The 18,211-nt window shown below is 66.6% G+C and carries 14 protein-coding genes; 5 read left to right on the top strand and 9 right to left on the bottom strand.

What is annotated here, in order from left to right; all coding sequences use genetic code 11:
• Positions 1-106: 106 nt before the first annotated feature.
• Both AC27VL_RS12640 and AC27VL_RS12645 read right to left on the bottom strand, forming a co-directional pair.
• Complete coding sequence (locus AC27VL_RS12640; protein ID WP_089237606.1) at positions 107-670, bottom strand: fasciclin domain-containing protein; 564 nt, start codon at positions 668-670, stop codon at positions 107-109.
• 175 nt (positions 671-845) lie between these two features.
• Positions 846-1,313 carry an H-NS histone family protein gene (locus AC27VL_RS12645; RefSeq protein WP_223880052.1) on the bottom strand — a complete coding sequence of 156 codons (468 nt, stop codon included), beginning with the start codon at positions 1,311-1,313 and terminating at the stop codon, positions 846-848.
• Positions 1,314-1,427: 114 nt separating this feature from the next.
• On the opposite strand from AC27VL_RS12645, the gene AC27VL_RS12650 reads away from it, so the two are divergent.
• Positions 1,428-1,718, top strand: coding sequence for a hypothetical protein (locus AC27VL_RS12650; protein ID WP_488766723.1), 291 nt, complete (start codon positions 1,428-1,430; stop codon positions 1,716-1,718).
• A gap of 121 nt (positions 1,719-1,839) precedes the next feature.
• Here the strand turns inward: AC27VL_RS12650 and AC27VL_RS12655 are convergent, their stop codons facing one another.
• Entirely contained in the window at positions 1,840-2,334 is a 495-nt protein-coding gene (locus AC27VL_RS12655) for a GNAT family N-acetyltransferase (protein ID WP_488766725.1), read from the bottom strand.
• A gap of 325 nt (positions 2,335-2,659) precedes the next feature.
• Here AC27VL_RS12655 and AC27VL_RS12660 point away from each other — a divergent pair, with 325 nt between their 5' ends.
• A complete protein-coding gene (locus AC27VL_RS12660; protein WP_191077656.1) occupies positions 2,660-3,355 on the top strand; it encodes a ComF family protein in 696 nt (231 codons plus the stop codon).
• 58 nt (positions 3,356-3,413) lie between these two features.
• The gene (locus AC27VL_RS12665) at positions 3,414-3,965 is read left to right on the top strand and encodes an HdeD family acid-resistance protein (RefSeq protein WP_100553923.1); all 552 of its coding nucleotides are present in this window, start codon (positions 3,414-3,416) and stop codon (positions 3,963-3,965) included.
• A 111-nt stretch (positions 3,966-4,076) separates the two neighbouring features.
• On the opposite strand, the gene AC27VL_RS12670 is transcribed toward AC27VL_RS12665, so the two are convergent.
• The 6 genes from AC27VL_RS12670 to AC27VL_RS12695 form a co-directional block, all read right to left on the bottom strand.
• Positions 4,077-5,879, bottom strand: a complete 1,803-nt coding sequence (locus AC27VL_RS12670) for an MFS transporter (protein WP_488766727.1) — start codon at positions 5,877-5,879, stop codon at positions 4,077-4,079.
• 169 nt (positions 5,880-6,048) lie between these two features.
• A complete protein-coding gene (locus tag AC27VL_RS12675) occupies positions 6,049-7,164 on the bottom strand; it encodes an N-acetylglucosamine-6-phosphate deacetylase (protein WP_488766729.1) in 1,116 nt (371 codons plus the stop codon).
• Positions 7,161-7,937, bottom strand: coding sequence for a DeoR family transcriptional regulator (locus tag AC27VL_RS12680; protein ID WP_099819958.1), 777 nt, complete (start codon positions 7,935-7,937; stop codon positions 7,161-7,163). Before AC27VL_RS12680 ends, AC27VL_RS12675 begins: the two co-directional genes overlap by 4 nt.
• A gap of 33 nt (positions 7,938-7,970) precedes the next feature.
• Positions 7,971-9,305, bottom strand: a complete 1,335-nt coding sequence (locus AC27VL_RS12685; RefSeq protein WP_488766731.1) for a D-tagatose-bisphosphate aldolase, class II, non-catalytic subunit — start codon at positions 9,303-9,305, stop codon at positions 7,971-7,973.
• 17 nt (positions 9,306-9,322) lie between these two features.
• The gene (locus tag AC27VL_RS12690) at positions 9,323-10,261 is read right to left on the bottom strand and encodes an ROK family protein (protein WP_100553919.1); all 939 of its coding nucleotides are present in this window, start codon (positions 10,259-10,261) and stop codon (positions 9,323-9,325) included.
• Positions 10,254-11,408: an SIS domain-containing protein gene (locus tag AC27VL_RS12695; RefSeq protein ID WP_488766733.1), complete on the bottom strand. Its 1,155-nt coding sequence runs from the start codon at positions 11,406-11,408 to the stop codon at positions 10,254-10,256. Before AC27VL_RS12695 ends, AC27VL_RS12690 begins: the two co-directional genes overlap by 8 nt.
• Before the next feature lie 321 nt (positions 11,409-11,729).
• Here AC27VL_RS12695 and AC27VL_RS12700 point away from each other — a divergent pair, with 321 nt between their 5' ends.
• Positions 11,730-15,089: a TIM-barrel domain-containing protein gene (locus AC27VL_RS12700; protein WP_488766813.1), complete on the top strand. Its 3,360-nt coding sequence runs from the start codon at positions 11,730-11,732 to the stop codon at positions 15,087-15,089.
• Positions 15,090-15,221: 132 nt separating this feature from the next.
• Entirely contained in the window at positions 15,222-18,197 is a 2,976-nt protein-coding gene (locus tag AC27VL_RS12705; RefSeq protein ID WP_488766735.1) for a TonB-dependent receptor domain-containing protein, read from the top strand.
• The last annotated feature ends 14 nt before the right edge of the window (positions 18,198-18,211 follow it).

Genomic DNA, 18,211 nt, shown 5'->3' on the forward strand with positions numbered 1-18,211 from the left:
TGGCGTTGCAGGTAACTGCCGTCGCTACGATGCAGTAGAGCGGCCAGCGTGCACGAGCCATGCACCGAGCGGGGCATTGCGTTGAATGCCCGCCCGGCGCATCAGATCACTTCGGCATCAGTACCGTGTCCACGACATGGATCACGCCATTGGACTGCCTGACATCGGCAATGCTGATGGCGGCCTTGCCGCCCTTGGCATCAACCACCCAAAGCGCGCCGTCGTGCAGCTTCACGGTCAGCGGCTCGCCTTCCACGGTTTTCAGCGACACTGTGCCGCCGTGCTTCCTGGCGTCGGCCATCAACTGCTGCGAGGTATGGGTGCCGGCGACCACGTGGTAGGTCAGGATCTTGGTCAGGTCTGCCTTGTGCTCCGGCTTGACCAGAGTGTCGACCGTGCCTGCGGGCAGCTTGGCAAATGCCTCGTTGGTGGGCGCAAAGACCGTGAACGGGCCTTTGCCATTGAGCGTATCCACCAGCCCGGCGGCCTTCACGGCGGCCACCAGCGTGGTGTGGTCCCTGGAGTTGAGGGCGTTCTCGACGATGGTCTTGTTGGGGTACATCGCAGCGCCACCGACCATCACCGTGTCGGCGGCGAAGCTGACCGAGGCGGTGCCGCAGAGCACAGCAAGGCTGGCGGTGAGGGCGATACGTTGAAGAAGAGCGTGCATGGTGCGTCTCCTGGGTACTTCCGCCCCCGGCATGGGGGCATGGAAGGTACGCAGCAGGCAGACCAGCGGATGCACCGCCGTACCTGGAAACGCGCGCGTTGGCTGCACGGTTCAGCGATGAGACGCCGTCGTGAGTGGCCGGCCAGCGTCCGCTCCGGGCGCCCAGCGTCTGCAGTCAGCCTTGTTTGAAGACCGTTCGCTGGCCGATCGTGCTGGTCTTGCGAGCGGCGGACCGACCCAGCCCGGGAATCAGGAAATCAGCGGGGCTGCGACCATGCTTGGTCTTCTCGGCAAGCCAGCGCGGCATCCGGCCGCGGCCCGACCACGTGTTGCGCTTGTTGTCCGGATCGCGGTACTTGGCGGCTACCTTGCCGGGCCTGCGCCGTGCGGCAGGTTTTCTCGCCGGCGCCGTGGCCTCGGCGGGCGCGGTGCCGATCAGTTCCTCGATCGTGTAACCGCATTGCGCAGCGAAGGCGATCAGCTTGCGGCGGACGACGGCCACCGGGCGGCGGCTGGCGACCAGCGCCCTCCGCTGCTCGGCAGCAGTCACAAGGGCGTTCAGTTCGCGCAGGCTCAGGTGTTCAACGTCGATAGTCATGCTGCGGAGAGTCAGGACATCCCGGTTGCCTGTCAAGCAGCGCATGCCACGATCCATCACGCTGGATCGGCTCCCCCGGGCCCCGGGAACGATCGCTTGACGCGCCAACGCGCGCGCCATGAAGATCTACCCCTTCAATCCGGCCGTCAGGAATCGTCCATGTCTGGCTTCATCGGTGATCTGTTGGAAGGGATAGCCAGCTTCGTCTCCGATGTATGGCTGCTGCGTCGGCAGCGCGCCAGCAGGGGCCGGGCGCAAAACACCTGGAAAGAAGACGCAGCGGATATCGCGCTGTTCGATATCCGGGTGATCGGGCTGTCGATCCTCGCGCTTGCTGCCGCCACACTGATGTTCTTCGTGCTCGGGCTGCCGCTCTGGATAAGTCTGGCGCCCGTCGCCGCAGGCGCCGTCTATTTCGGCTACCGATGGATCGCGCTTACGCGCGCCTGACGTCGATCCGTTCGGAGTTTCGTGCACAGCGCTGGTCGACAGTGCACGGTCCCGAAGAGGGAAAAACAAGCGGTTTTGATGAATAATCTGCACCGCCATGCATTGGACAGGTGCATCAACATCAGGATATTGCCCTGATCAGGAACAAGCGAAAGTCTGTTCCCTCTGACCCGGCTGGGACGCTGCAAGCCATTCCCATCTTTGCAAGATTGCGCTCCCAGAATGCGTGCGCTGCATGGTCCTTGCGGAATGTGGCCAGCAACCATTCCCCCGTTGTTGGCCGCACGAGGTCTGCAACCACTGCTGATGCGATGCCTTTACCGCGATGTTTTGGAAGGATGAACAGATCCGCCAACTCTGGCACGCGCCGCCCCTGGAACTCGACGTCATCCACCTGGACGAATCCACACAGCAGGCCATCGAGCCAGAGCAGACGGGTCCACTCGGGTTCTTCCTGCAGGCGAGCCCGGACATCGGCAAGTGCGCAGTCGTAAAGGCCATCGGCACGGATCTCCTCACCGCTCCAGGCAGAGGCTTCGAAGTAGTACAGCTGCATCAGTCTGAAGACCACATCCGCATCCTGCGCGGTTGCTTTGACAAGCGTCAGTCCGTCCATGCAGCAGAGACCCGTCCAGGGCAACCGTGCCCATGGTGATGATAGCTGGCGGCGGATCCGCAGGGATGGCTTGCCGCGCCCTCGGACAGCTCGGGCGTGATGATCACCCGCGATCCCTTCGATCGCGCCCGCTACCATGTGACCCATATCTCGGCCAAGCACGGTCTGGGTATCCGCGTGGTGGAGGGAAAGCGCGCGGTAGCAGGTGCGACGCAGGCTTACGGCCGCGCAAGACGCGGACCCCCAAGGGCAACGCTCCCTGTACTGACATGCATGCAGTCCCTTCACCGATGGGCAGCCTGCGCTTGCAGGGCGATGCTGCGGCATGCGCTTCCCACTGCCTTCTGTCCTCGGTGAACCACTACAGGCTGCCTTTCGCCTGCTGCTGCCCTTGCGCTGCCTGGTCTGCAGCGAGCCCGGCCACGACAGACTCGATCTTTGCCCCGCCTGCCTCGCCGAGCTGCCGTGGGCGGGTCGCGCCTGCCGTCGCTGCGCGCTGCCGCTACCGGATGAAGCCCTGCCCATCTGCGGAACCTGCCGCGATGAGCCGCCAGCGCAGACCGCGACCCATGCCAGTCTGTTGTACCTGCCGCCGGTCGATCAACTGCTGGTCCGCTACAAGTTCCATCAGGATCTGGCTGCCGGACGCCTGCTTGCGCAGTTGATGCTGCGCAACCCGCCGCCATGGTCGTGCGCGCCGCTGGTACCCGTGCCGTTGCACCGGAAACGCCTGCGTCAACGTGGTTACGACCAGGCCGCCGAACTGTGCCGCCTGCTGCAGTTGCCGACGTGGCGTGGGCTGTATCGTCGTCGCCACACCGCCCCGCAGTCCGAACGCAGCGCCGAGCAGCGCCGCGACAACCTGTTCGACGCCTTCGATGTGCGCGGCGCCGTCCCAGCGCGGCTGACCATCGTGGACGACGTGATGACCACCGGCAGTACCGTGCTGGAGATTGCAGAGACGTTGCGGCTGGTGGGCGCAGGAGAGGTGCGTGCATGGGTCTGCGCTCGCGTTCCGTGATCGCCCCTTTCATCCGCAAGGGCTAGGATGGCCATGAACCCGGATCGAAGGAGTGGTCATGAATTCCCCCTTGTCTCCTCTGTTGTCGGCCGTTGGACGCAGCTGGTGGATCCTGCTGCTGTACGGTCTGGTCGCGCTGGGCTTCGGCATCATCGCGATCGGCTGGCCGATGTCGGCCGCCATCGCGCTGGCGTGGACGCTGGGCGTGATGGCCATCGTCGAGGGTGTCATCAGTCTGCTGGCGCTGGTCACCGGTAGCAGCGGCGCCTCGCGCGGCTGGCTGCTGCTCTACGTCGTCGCCTCGCTGGGCTTCGGCATCCTGGCCGTGATCAATCCGCTGGCCACTGCCAGCGTGCTGGTGCTGTTCCTGGCGGCATGGCTGCTGGTGGCGGGTATCTACCGCATCGTCTTCGCCATTCGCGTACGCAAGCAGATCCAGGGTGAGTGGCTGCTGATCCTCAGCGGTGTGCTGGCAATCGTGCTGGGCCTGCTGTTTGCAGCCAACCCGTATGCCGGCGTGGCGGTAACCACGTTGTGGATCGGCATCGGCAGCCTGCTGTACGGCGTGCTGCAGGTGCTGGTGGCGTTCAAGCTGCGCAAGCTGCGCTGAGGTCTACTTCACTGCGGCAGCGCGATGGGTAGCGTCGGCTGAAAGTCGACTGCGCTTTGATCCAGCCATATGACCTCCGCGCTGCGCGCGGAGGTCGACCAAGGTCGACCGCTACCGGGCAAATCCGGCTTCGATCTCTTCCAGTGAGCGGCCCTTGGTTTCCGGCAACCACAATGCAGCCACCAGGAAGAACACGAACGTGCAGCCGGCCCAGAACAGGAACATGCTGGCGTAGCCGTAGTGCCCCACCGTCGGCAGGAAGATCGCGGCAATGGTGGTGGACACGAACTGGTTGATCAGCAGCGCGATGCTCATGCCGTTGGAGCGGATGCGGTTGGGCATCAGCTCGGACAGCGCCAGCCACACGCACACGCCGGGGCCGACCGCGAAGAACGCCACGAACACCAGGATGCAGGCAGCGACCGCCCAGCCATGCGCGGGCGGCGGGATCGGGCCGATGCGCGCCTGCTCGATGCGCAGGGGTGCCTGCGCGGCACTGGCCGGGTCGGCGAACGGATTCAGGTGCACCGTGCGGAAGAACGCGCCGATGACGCTGTCCGGCTGCACGGTGCCGGCGCGTTCGATGCGCAGCTCGCGGTCGGTCAGGTTGTCGCTGCGCAGGGCGCGTACGTTGGTGAAGTCGCCGTAGGCGTAGGACACGGTCAGCTGCAGCGGCCGGCCCTCGCGGTCGACGCTACCGGCAAGACGCTGCCACCGCGCGTCGTCGAGTACCAGTTGCAGGCCGTCGCCACTTACCGCGGCCTGCAGCTGCGGCTGCACGTCGGCGCGGCCTCGTTCGGCCTGGAAGAACAGCGTTGCTGCGGCCAGCAAGGCCACGCAGATGCCACCGCTGCCCAGCATCAGCAGGAACTTGCGGCCCTTGCGGTCGACCAGCAGCAGCGCGACCACGGTCATCACCGCATTGAGCAGCTTGATCGCCACGTCGGCGCCGTTGGCGACCGAGCCGGACAGGCCTGCCTGGTTGAGGATGTTCACCGCATAGGCCAGCACCGAGTTGATGCCGGTGGCCTGGGTGCAGGCCAGCACCACGCAGGCCAGCACGAACGGCACCACGTAGCGGCGGCTGAGCAGCGGGTCGCGCTTGCCGCTGCTGCTGCTCGATTCCGGTGCCTGGATCTGCGCCAGCGTGGGCTCGACGTCGGCAGCGGGCAGCACGCGCTGCAGGCTGCGCCGCGCATCATCGATGCGGCCACGACGCACCAGCCAGCGCGGTGATTCGGACAGCCAGAAGATGCCGGCGCAGAACAGCAGGCCCGGCCCCAGGCAGGTCCAGAAGATGGTGCGCCAGGCATGGTCCTTCACCGTGAACAGTTCCTGCGCCTGCTGCGCGACCGGCAGCGAACGCACGGCTTCTGCGGCGGCGTCCACGGCATGCGCGTGGTACAGGCCGATCAACGCGGCCAGCACCAGGCCGACGGTCAGCAGCAGCTGGAACATCGCCGCACCGCGGCCGCGCCGCTCAGGGCTGAGCACTTCGGCCAGGTACAGCGGAATGACCACGCCGATCAGGCCGCCGCTGACGCCTTGCAGCAGTCGCCCCAGCAGCAGCGGGGTGTAGCCCGACGCCAGCGCCATGATCGGAATGCTGGCGGTGAACAGGATGCCGGCCAGCAGCATCGCACCGCGACGGCCGATGAGGTCGGCGATCATGCCGGCGAACAACGAGGACAGTACGCTGCCCAGCAGCACCGCAGCGACGACGAAACCGAGCTGCTGGCTGCTGAGCTGCCAGGCGTGGCTGGCGGTGGCTTCAAGATAGGGCAGGGCGCCGGCGATGATGCCGATGTCGATGCCGTACAGCAGGCCACCGAGGCCGCCGATGAAGAGCAGATAGCGTACGGGCCAGCGCGGGGCGGTGGAAGCGGGTACGGCAGGTGCAGTGGCTGCGGTCATCGGCGTATTCCTGGAATAACGGGGATGGTGCGTGGCTGATGCAATGCGCTTGCGCGCTTCATGTAGAGCCGAGCGATGCTCGGCTGGCCGCGCGAAGCGCGGCGCGGACGTCGTCGATGTCGGTGCGAAAAGCAGCCGAGCATGGCTCGGCTCTACAGACGTGCGTCGCTTAGTGCAGGTCGATCACGCGGCCACCGACCACCACCTGCTGCAGACGCAGTTCCGCATCCAGTACCACCAGGTCGGCGCGGGCGTCGGGCGCAATGCGGCCGCGATCGCTCAAGCCCAGGTAATCGGCGGGGAAGGTGGACACGCGCTGCGACGCGTCAGCCAGATCCAATCCCACTTGCACCAGATTGCGCAGCGCCTGGTCCATGGTCAGCGCACTGCCGGCCAGCGAGCCGGTGGCCAGGCGCACGCAGCCGCCGCACTTGTGCACGCGCTGCTCGCCCAGCGCGTACTCGCCATCGGGCATGCCAGTGGCGGCGGTCGCGTCGGTCACCGCGTACAGGCGTGGAATCGCGCGTGCGGCCAGACGGATCACGCCGGGGTGGATGTGCTGCAGGTCGGGAATGATCTCGGCGTACTGCGCGTGCGCCAGGGCAGCCGCGGCGATGCCAGGCCGGTAGTGGTCGACGCCGGTCATGCCGTTGAACAGATGGGTGAAGCCGGAAGCACCGGCCTGCAATGCGGCCACGCCTTCCTCGTAGGTGCCGGCGCTGTGGCCGAGCTGCACGCGGATGCCGAGTGCGGACAGCGCGGGAATCAGCGCGGTGTGCTCGCCGATCTCGGGCGCCAGCGTCATCACCCGGATCGGTGCCAGCGCGTGCAGCTGCCGCACCAGCGCCATCGTCGCCTCGATCGTGCGGTTGGGCTGCGCGCCCAGCCGCTGCGGGCTGATGAAGGGGCCTTCCAGGTGCACGCCGGCGATGCAGGCCGCATCGGCATCGGGCGCGGCCATTGTTGCCGCAACGCCCTGCAGCGCGTACTCGATCTCGTCCAGGCCGGCGGTCATGGTGGTCGCCAGCAGCGTGGTGGTGCCGAAGCGCGCATGGGTGCGGGCGATGGTGCGGGCCACATCGCCACCCTGCATCAGGTCCACGCCGGCCGCGCCATGCACGTGCAGGTCGATGAAACCGGGCAGGATCACCGGCAGCTGCAGGTCATCGCCGCCGCTGTGGTCGTCCACCTGCAGTTGGCGCACGTGCGAATCGAACTGGACCTGGCCGCGACGCCAGCCCAGTGGGGTAAGGATGCGGCCGTGCAGGGAGCGGGTGTCGGTCATGCGGGTGGCTCGGCGATGATCACTTCGATGCCCAGCCGCTGCAGCCCCTCGCGGGTTGCCTCGTCGATGCCGGCGTCGGTGATGATGGCGTGGATCTGATCGAGGCGGGCGATGCGGTGCAGGCTGACGCGGCCGAACTTGGAGGCGTCGGTGAGCACCACGATGCGCCGTGCGCGTTCGACCATGCGGTGGTTGAGGCGTGCTTCGGCTTCGTCGTGCGTGGTCAGGCCGAACTGCAGGTCCAGGCCATCCACGCCCAGGAACAGCGTGTCGAAACTGTAGGAGTTGAGGCTGGCTTCGGCCTGGCTGCCCTGCAGCGACAGCGATTGCTGGCGCAGCAGGCCACCGGTCAGCAGCACGGTGATGCCGGCGGCGTTGGCCAGTTCCCAGGCGATGTTCAGGCCATTGGTCATCACCGTCACATCGCGGTGTTCGCGCAGGTGGCGGGCCAAGGTCATAGTGGTGGAGCCGGAGTCGATGATGATGTTGTCACCGGCCTGCACCAGGCGCGCGGCCGCGGTGCCGATGGAATCCTTCAGCGGCAGGTTCAGCGCATCCTTCTCGTGGATGTCCTGTTCCTGCGGCGGCGTTCGCACCAGGGTGGCACCACCGTGGGTACGCGTGGCCAGCCCCTGCGCTTCGAAGTGGGTCAGATCGGCACGGATGGTCACCGCCGACACGCCGAAGCGCTCGACCAGATCGGCTACCTGCACCGAGCCGTGCTCGATCAGCAGCTGCAGGATCTGTTGCCGGCGGGAGCGGGTGTTGCGCATGGCCATTCTCGGTTTCGCAGGGAAAGGTAGAGATTAGCCGTTCGCAAGTACGGCGGCAGCCGAAGTTGCGTTGTGCTTGCGGGATCCGGCCTGGTTGGCGCTGCACGCGCGGGCGTATTCGCCCAGGCACAGGCCGATGCGATGCTGCACCAGGGCGGTAGGCGTATTGGCCAGGGTGCCCTCGCGCACGGCGCGGTACTGCTCCGGCAGATACTGGCTGAGCAGCGCCAGCGGTGGCGCGTGCTGTTCCAGGTTGGCGAACAGTGTCTGCACGGCCTGCAGCAGCGCCGGCTCGCCCCAGTAGTAGCGGCAGCGGTCGCTGAAGGAATAGCTGCGCAGCAGGCGCAGGGTCGCTTCGTCGCCCTGGTAGTAGGACTGCCAGGACTTCGGCTGCGCCACCATCACTTCGTCCAGCACCTGCGGCAGGCGCGAGCACTGTGCGGCCGGCAGCAGCTCGGCTTCGATGGCAGCCAGCGCGAACAGCGCTTCGCGGTAGGCGAAGGTGGCCGCGGGGCCGACCTTGAGGATGGCGAAATGGTCGCGCACCAGGGCATGCAGGCCACTTTCGCGCTGGTAGTCGGTGGAATGCGCTTCGAACACGATGCGCGGCTGTTGTTCGAGGAAGTCGGCCAGTTCACTGGCGGCGGCAGCGTCGTACTCGTGCACGCTGCTGTGGTCGAAGTCCACGCCCGGCTGCACCACCATTGCCAGCACGCGCTGCCATGCATCGCGCAGCTGCGGGGTATCGAAGGCCTGCTGGTGGATGGCCAGGGTCTGTGCGGCGGCGGCCGGCATGGTCACCTGCAGGCCACCGGCCAGCGAGGCTTCGCCACCGGGAATCGGCACTTCGGTGCCGATCACATAGACCGGCGGCGGCAGGCCGTGTTCGGCGGCGGTGCGTTCGGCGATTTCAGCCAGTTCGGCCGAACGTGCAGCGACGATGGCATCGGGCAGCGGCACCGGGTCATCGGCGCAGGACATGCTGCAGTCCAGGTGGATCTTGTGGAAACCAGCGGCAACGTAGGCTTCGATCAGCACGCGCGCATGGGTCATTGCTTCCGCAGCCGGGCGTTTCTGCCAGGCATTCGGGCCGAGGTGGTCGCCGCCGAGGATCAGGCGCTCCCGCGGGAAGCCTTCTTCATCGGCCAAGGTGCCGACGTAGTCGCGGTACTGCGGCGGGGTCATGCCGGTGTAGCCGCCGAACTGGTCGACCTGGTTGGAGGTGGCTTCGATCAGCAGCACGGTATCGTGCGCCAACGCCACGTGCATGGCCGCACGCAGCACCTGTTCATTGCTGCAGCAGACGCTGTACAGGCCGACGTTGGCACCGGCGCGGTGGGAGGCAAGCAGGGTCTGCAACGGGGACATGGTCAAGCTCCGGTCAATCAGGAAAACGAGGGTTGGCAGGCCAGCAGGGCGGCACCGCGTGCGCCACCGGCATCACCGAAGCGCGGTGGCACGATGGGCGGTACCTGCACGCCGTTGAACAGATGCGCGGCGATGGCCGCAGGCAGCAGCTGGTACAGCGGTGCGTACTGGGAAAGACCACCGCCGAGCACGATCACGTGCGGGTCCAGGGCCAGCACCAGTGCGGCGAGGCTGTGGCCAAGCAGATCGCGGTGGATGTCGAGCGCCTGTCGTGCACGCGCGTCGCCGGCTTCGGCCAGGGCGATCACCACGCTGGCATCGGCAGCGCTACCACCGAGGTGGCGCTCGATCATCGCCAGGCCACTACCGGACACGTAGCGTTCCACGCAGCCTTGCAGGCCACAGGCGCAATCGATCAGCGGCAGGCCATGGCGCTGCAGCAGGTGCCCTGGCACGCTCCAGTGGCCCCATTCGCCGGCCAGGCCGTTGAAGCCGGACAGCAGGCGTCCCTGCAGGCAGAAGCCGCCACCGGCACCGGTGCCGAGGATGGCGCCGAACATGCTGGGGTAGCCATCGGCCGCGCCGCCATGCGCTTCAGAGAGCGCGAAACACTGCAGGTCGTTGCCGAAATGCAGCGGGCGCTGCAGGCGTGCCTGCAGATCGCTCGCCACGCATTGGCCGGTCAGCGCAGGAACATTCGCGCTGAGCTGGCGGCCGCTGCGACGATCACGCACGCCGGGCAGGGCGATGCCGATGGCCGCATCGCTGCGACCCAGCGCGGCATCGGCCTCAGCGACCAGTGTCACCACCGCCTGCAGGAAGCCGTCGTAGTCACCCTGCGGAGTGGCCACGCGGCGCCGCCAGGTGACCTGCATCGCCGCATCGCACACCACCAGCTCGGTCTTGGTGCCGCCGATGTCGATGCCGTAGCAGGCGTTGGCGATCAGCTCAGCCATGGTGGATGGTGACACCCTTGACCACGCGGTTGACGGTGCCGTCCGGGAACGGATTGTCCGGGGTCAGGCCAAGTGCGGCCGAACGCTGCAGCGCGTACAGCTGCGCAAAGCCCAGCCACACCGGCGCAAGCCACGGGTCATCCAGGGCAGGCACGGTGAGCGTGTAATCATCATCGGCGCCGATATCCGAATGCGGGCCGATCGACAGCACCTCGCCCGCCACGCCGTCACGGCGCAGTTCTTCCAGCAGATCCTGTTCATAGCGGCGCGCCAGCGGCTGCCCGCTGCGCAACACGACCACCAGAGTGCTGCCGTCCAGCGTGGATTTCGGGCCGTGGCGGAAGCCGAGCGGGGTGTTGGCCAGCGCCAGCACGCGGCCGGCGGTCAGCTCCAGCACCTTCAACGCGGCTTCGCGTGCGAGTGCTTCCAGCGGGCCACTGCCAAGGTAGATCACCCGGTTGAACGGGCGCTGCGCCAGCGCGGCCACCGGTGCGTCCCACTGCGCCAGGCCTTCGCGGGCGAGACCAGCAATCTGCTTCAGGCGCGCGATGCGCGCATCCCACGGCGAACGGTCGAACACGGTCAGTGCGGCCAGCAGCATGCAGGTCAGGCTGCTGGTCATGGCGAAGGCGCGGTCGCAGCTGGCCGACGGCATCAGCAGGGTGCAGGTGTCGGCACGGCCGGCGCCACGACGGGCCAGTTCGCCATCGGCATTGCAGGTGATATCGAGGAAGCGCGCATCATCCACGTCGCTGCGCACGCGGTCCACCGCGGCAACGCTTTCAGGGCTGGAGCCGCTGCGGCCGAACGACACCAGCAGGGTCGGACGGTCGCGCTGCAGGTACAGCGCCGGATGGGTGAGCAGGCTGGTGGTGTGCACCACGCGCACCTCGGCCGGCCACTGCGCGTTGATGGCATCGGCCACCATTTCGGCGATGAAGCCGGAACTGCCGGCGCCGGTGAACAGCACGCGCTGGTTGGGATCATTGAGGCTGTCGCCGAGGAAGGCCTGCAGGCGGTCGCGGGCGCGCGACAGATCCTGTGCAAGGACTTCCCACAGCGCCGGCTGCTGGGCGATTTCGGTAGCGGTATCGGCTCCGCCGCGGCGCTGCCAGGCGGACAGATCGGAAAGCAGGGTGACGTCCATTCGGAGGTTCCAGTTGGGCCAGCGCACCATCTGCGTTTTCTTTCGAAATGTCAAATACCGAAAGTAAAAAGAAAGATATCGCCGTGCCGACTTTCCCGACGCGGCGTGCCGCTGGAAACGAAAGAAACCGCCAGATGCCGTATCGCACAATGCTTAACAGGGGCCTGCAAGCGCTTACACAAAGTATTGCAGCGCAACAACTTTCGTTTCATATAAATATATCTTCCTTTTTCCTTTCAATTTGTTGACATCTTTCGAATCGCTGCCCTAGAGTCGGCCCAACCGCTTTCGAAACGCCCGGTGAACGGGTTGGGAGTCCGTGTGGAAATCTGCGTTCGTCGTTCGCCACTGCTGCTGGCCCTGTTGCCGGCATTGCTGTCGGCGTCCCTGTCGGCCCAGGCCGCACCGGTCGGCAACCTGCGCTCGGTCAGCGCCAGTGCCAGCACCGACGGTGTAAGTGGCTGGGACCTGCAGACCGACAACGGCACCCGCATCCGCATCGAACTGCCGGCCACCGACATCATCCGCGTGCAGGCCGGCCGCAACGGCAAACTGACCGGCGCCGGCGACAAGGCCGCGCCGATTGTGCTGCCGCAGCCCAAGGCCAACGTGCAGGCGCAGCTGGAAGAAGACGCGCAGGAGATCCGCGTGCGTACCGCTGCACTGGTGCTGCATGTACAGCGGCAGCCGCTGCGCCTGCGCCTGGAGCGCCTGGACAACGGCCAGCCCACCGCGCTGTGGCAGGAACTGCAGCCGCTGGATCTGGATGCCGCGCAGAGCGTGCAGGTGCTGTCCTCGCAGGCCGATGAAGGCTATTACGGTGGCGGCCAGCAGAACGGCCGCTACCAGTTCAAGGGCCGCGAGCTGGAAGTCTCGTACTCGGGCGGCTGGGAAGAGGGCGATCGCCCGAGCCCGGCACCGATGCTGCTGAGCAGCCGTGGCTGGGGCATGCTGCGCAACACATGGAGTGACGGCAGCTACGACCTGCGCCAGAGCGACCAGGCCACCCTGCTGCATCGCGAAGACCGCTTCGATGCCTACTACTTCGTTGGCGCCGATCTGCCGAAGCTGATCGAGCGCTACACCCAGCTGACCGGCCGCCCGAACATGGTCGCGCGCTGGGCGCTGTCCTACGGCGATGCCGATTGCTACAACGACGGCGACAACAGCAAGAAGCCCGGCACCGTGCCCGAAGGCTGGAGCGACGGCCCGACCGGCACCACCCCCGATGTGATCGACAGCGTGGCCAAGCAGTACCGCGCCAACGACATGCCCGGCGGCTGGATCCTGCCCAACGATGGCTACGGCTGCGGCTACAAGCAGTTGCCGGAAACCGTGAAGGGCCTGGCCGGATATGGCTTCCGCACCGGCCTGTGGACCGAGAACGGCGTCGACAAGATCGCCTGGGAAGTGGGCAAGGCCGGCAGCCGCGTGCAGAAGCTGGATGTGGCCTGGACCGGCAAGGGCTACCAGTTCGCGATGGATGCCAACCGCCAGGCATTCAACGGCATCCTCGACAATTCCGATTCGCGCCCGTTCCTGTGGACGGTGATGGGCTGGGCCGGCATCCAGCGCTATGCCGTGGCCTGGACCGGCGACCAGAGCAGCAGCTGGGACTACATCCGCTGGCACGTGCCGACCCTGGTGGGTTCGGGCCTGTCCGGCATGGCCTACGCCAGTGGCGATGTGGATGCGATCTTCGGCGGCAGCGCCGAGACCTTCACCCGCGACCTGCAGTGGAAGGCGTTCACTCCCGTGCTGATGGGCATGAGTGGCTGGTCGTCGAACGCACGCAAGCATCCGTGGTGGTACGACGAGCCCTACCGCAGCATCAACCGCGATTACCTGAAGTTGAAGATGCGCCTGACCCCGTACATGTACGGGCTGGTGCACGAGGCCGCGCAGACCGGTGCACCGCCGGTGCGAGGCCTGATGTGGGACAACCCGCGCGATCCGCACGCGCAGGATGAAACCTACAAGTACCAGTTCCTGCTCGGCCGCGACCTGCTGGTCGCGCCGGTGTACCGCAGCCAGGCCGCCAGCCGTGGCTGGCGCCGCGACATCCACCTGCCGGCCGGCGGCTGGATCGACTACTGGGATGGCCGCCGCGTGCAGGCCGCCGCCGATGGCCGCCAGCTTGACCGCCAGGTGGACCTGGCCACGCTGCCGCTGTTCGTGCGTGCCGGTGCGATCCTGCCGATGTACCCGTCGATGCTGTTCGACGGCGAAAAACCCCTCGATGAAGTGACCTTCGATCTGTACCCGCAGGGTGAGTCGCAGTACACGCTGTACGAAGACGATGGCAACACCCGCCGCTACCAGCAGGGCGAGTCGAGCACGCAGCTGATCCGCGTGCAGGCGCCTGCCCAGGGCAGTGGCCCGGTGCAGGTGCAGATCGATCCGGTGCAGGGCCAGTACAACGGCCAGCTGGCGCAGCGCCGCTATGGCCTGCGTGTGCTCAGCCGGCAGGCGCCGCGTGCAGTGCAGGCCGCTGGCCGTACGCTGCCTGCGCTGGCCGACGCGACCGCGTTCAACAGCGCCAACGAGGGCTGGTACTTCGACGCCAAGGAGCGTCGCGGCACCCTGCACGTACGTACCGCTGCGCAGGACATCCGCCAGCCGCTGCAGCTGCAGCTGGACTTCGCCGTCGCCGCAGCGGCCGCCGACGATGCCTACCCGGCCGCACCGGTGCTGGGCCGCGAACTGCCGGCCGACAGCCTGCTGGTGGTCAACCGCCCGGCCGAAGAACCCGGGCATGCGCTGGAAAATGCCTTCGATGATGATCCGGCCACGTGGTTCCGCAGCGTGCGCAACCAGGCCGTGCGCACCGGCGCCCATGAGTGGGTGATCGGCTTCGGCGAACGCAGGATGATCGATGGCATCGACATCGCACCGCGCAACGACAAGAACTGGAAGCACGGCCAGGTGCGCGACTACGAGGTGTACCTCGGCGACAGCAATGGCGAGTGGGGCGAACCCATCGCCCGCGGCCACCTGCAGCTGAAGGAAGGCGTGCAGCGCATCGACTTCCCGGCCCACGCCGGCCGCCTGCTGCGCTTCCGCGTGCTGAGCGTGCAGAACCCCGAAGGTGATGGCGCCAGCAGTACCGATCCGATGGTGACTGCCGCGCAGGGCAGTGCGCGTGCCTTCGATGCGCTGCAACCGCGCGACGTCGGCCCGATTGCCCTGTCCACCTTCCACATCCTTGAACACCAGGAACCGGAGCGACCGGCCCGGCAGCGCTATCTCTCCGAGCTGCCGGTGCCGGCCGCGCTGGCCAGCCAGGTGCGCGCCGACAAGGCGTTCACTGGCGACGCCGGCATGCGCATGAACGGCCTGCAGTTCCGCCGTGGCCTCGGCGTGGCCGCCAACAGCCGCATCGACCTGCGCCTGCAGGGTGGCTGGCGCCTGCTGCGCGCCGACCTCGGCATCGACGACGCCTGCCGCACGGCCGGTGGCCTGCAGTTCCAGGTCTGGGGTGACAACCACCTGCTGTACGACAGCGGCCTGGTGAAGGCGCCCGGTGTGGTCAAGCCTGAGCTGGATATCCGTGGCCTTTCCACCCTGAGCCTGCGCACGCTGGGTGCGCAGGGCAGCCAACCCGCCCAGGTCTGTGCCAACTGGGCCAACGCCGTGCTGATCGGCCAGGAGGGCGACTCCGCCAGCATCGTCGCCCCATGACCGCCACGTAACACCGCTCCTCCCCCGCCCATTCCGACTACGGCTTCACCACGACTGTGGGGGCCGTGGCCCGGGAGCGTTTTGCCCGCCGATCCACCATTCGCGCCGCACCCCTGCCAGGAGAGAACCCCGATGTTGCCCGCCCGCCACCACCGCCCCCCCTGTCGCTCGATCGCACCGCTGTCGCTGGCCATTGCCGGCGTGCTGCTGTCGGTCGCCGTTCCTGCCTTCGCCCAGGAGAGCAAGGACAAGGCCACCGACCTGGCCCGCATCGAGGTCACCGGTTCCAACATCCGCCGCACCGACGTTGAAACCGCCTCGCCGGTGCAGGTGATCAGCAAGCAGGACATCCAGAACATGGGTGCGCGCACGCTGCTGCAGGTGCTCGACAACCTGCCGGCCGCACGGCCAGCGCAGCAGGATTCGCGCTCGCTGTTCACCGGTTCCGACGGCGCATCGCAGGCCAACCTGCGCGGCCTCGGCGCACAAGGCACGCTGGTGCTGTTGAATGGCCGTCGCCTGTCGTACTACGGCGCGCCGGCGGGCTTCCAGACCCAGTTCGTCAACATCGACGCGATTCCCGCCGCCGCCATCGAACGCATGGAAGTGCTGACCGACGGCGCCTCGGCCGTGTACGGCACCGACGCAGTGGCCGGCGTGATCAACGTGATCACCAAGCGCAACTTCCAGGGCGCGGAGATCAGTTTCACCAACGACACCTCCTCGCGTATCGATTCCTACGGCGAGCGCCAGGCCAGCATCACCGCCGGCTTCGGTGACCTTGCCGAGAACCGCTTCAACATCTACGGCGCGGTGAACATGTACCGTCGCGACGCGATTCCGCTGGCCGACTTCTATGACAAGCGCCCGGACCAGTACTACGTCAACAACCCCAACTACCTGAACAACCTGCGCCTGGGCGTGGGCAGCAAGCCGGGTGAGTTCAACCCGGGCAGCTATTTCGCGTTCGATCCGGTCACCGGCCGCCGCGTGCAGGAAGCCGCGCCGGGCTGCAAGAACGTGCTGACCAGTGAAGCGGCCGGCCCGCGTTGCGTCTGGGAAACCTGGATGAACAACGAGATCGACGCGGGCGCCAAATCCGAGCGCAACACCGCCTACCTCAACGGCACTTTCCTGGTGGGCGACAGCACCGAGATCTTCGCCGAGGCCACCTATACCGATATCGACCTGCGTGCCAACGGCGGTACGCCGCGCAGCTACGGCACCACTACCGGAAACCCGACCAGCTGGTTCTCGCGCGATACCGGCAACAACGTCAACCAGTTCCTGTATCCGTTCCTGGGCCCGAACAACGAGTACAACCACGCCAGTCCCCAGCTGAAGGCCATGATGGGTGGCGTGGTCGGCCTGCAGTACCTGCTGCAGGACGCCGGAGCAAACTACTTCGGCCAGCGCAACACCGACAAAAGCTACCGCGTGCTGACCGGCGCGCGTGGCAACGTCGGTGACTGGAACTGGGAAACCGCGTTCGCCACTGCCGGCACGCACTCGACCACTTACCAGACGATCAACGTCAACGTGAAGGGCTTCGAGAAGGCCTTCGGTCCGTACAGCATCGACCCGGGCACGGGCCGGGTGATCATTTCCGATCATCCGGCGTACAAGTTCGGTGAGATCAGCGAGGCCAACGGCGCACTGATCCGCGAAGCGTTCCCGACCTTCGACATCCAGTCGTGGACGCGCCTGCATACCCTGGACGGCAAGATCGAGGGCCCGCTGTTCAAGCTGCCGGCCGGTGACATGCGCGCCGCGTTCGGCTTCAACGCCAGCCGCGAAACCTTCTACACCCCCGGCAACGCCGACGCGGCCGCCGGCCTGATCACCCAGCAGGGTGGCTCGTGGTTCGATGGCGCGCGCAACACCTATGCACTGTTCGCGGAAACGGTGGCGCCGATCACCGAGAAGCTGGAGCTGGACGCGGCCGTGCGCGTGGACAAGTACCCGAACTTCAGCGCCAACGTCGCGCCGAAGATCGGCTTCAAGTACCAGGCGTTCGACCAGCTGATGCTGCGCGGTACCTATTCCACCGGCTTCCGGGCCCCCAGCCTGGCCGAGTCCGGCAACGGCGGCGTGTACGCGCAGCTGGGTGGCTTCCGCGATGAACTGCGCTGCGCCGAGACCAACGCCATCGCCAACCTGCTGCTGAAATCGCAGCGCGGCGGTGATGTTGACCTGGGCAAGAGCCTGCTCAACGTGGACTGCAGCCGCACCGTGGCGCGCATGACCCAGCCGAACCAGAACCTGAAGCCGGAGAAGGCGAAGATCGCCACGTTGGGCTTCGTCTATGAGCCGGCCACCTGGCTGTCGGTGTCGGCCGACTACTGGTTCATCTACCGCGACAACGAGATCGTCGCCCCGGATTACCGCCGCGCCGAAGACATCATCTCGTCGTCGCGCTCGCCGATCACCGACAGCGATCGCGCCAATCTGGCCGTACTGTCGGCGATGTGCGCCGACCCGGCCAGTGGCGTCAGCTGCCCGGGAACGCTGCCGGGCTACTCGGCCGGCAACGTGGCCAGCGTGGTGGGCCAGTACAAGAACCGCGGCAAGACCCTGATCGATGGCTTCGACATCGATGCGCGCAGCCGCTTCTCGCTGGGTGAATGGGGTGGGCTGAACATTGGTCTGGCCGCGACCATCGCCAACCGCAACCGCTTCTACATGGATGAACAGAACGGCTGGTTCTACGGCGACGTGGTGGGCTATTACAACAACCCGCGCCTGCGCGCGACGCTGAATGCCGACTGGACCTACAAGCAGGTCACCACCAGCATGTTCGTCAACTACGTGGGCGGCACCAAGTGGGCCACCGACCAGGTCGACGAAGTGAGCAACAACAAGGAGACCTGCACCGGCGGCTACCTGGCACTGCAGAAGAGCAAGTGCGATGGTGCACCGTCGTGGTGGACCGCCAACATGAGCGTCACCTGGCGCCCGGACGATGCCTGGAACCTGAGCTTCACGGTCAAGAACCTGTTCAACCGCCTGCCGTTCTACGACCCGAACAGCTTCCTGGGTGACTCCAGTGACTACGCCACCATCTTCGGCCGTGGTTACAGTGTGACCATCGGCTACCGGTTCAAGTAATTCCGTTTGCGTGA

The organism is Stenotrophomonas sp. 14P6.2.3 (genome assembly GCF_057799055.1).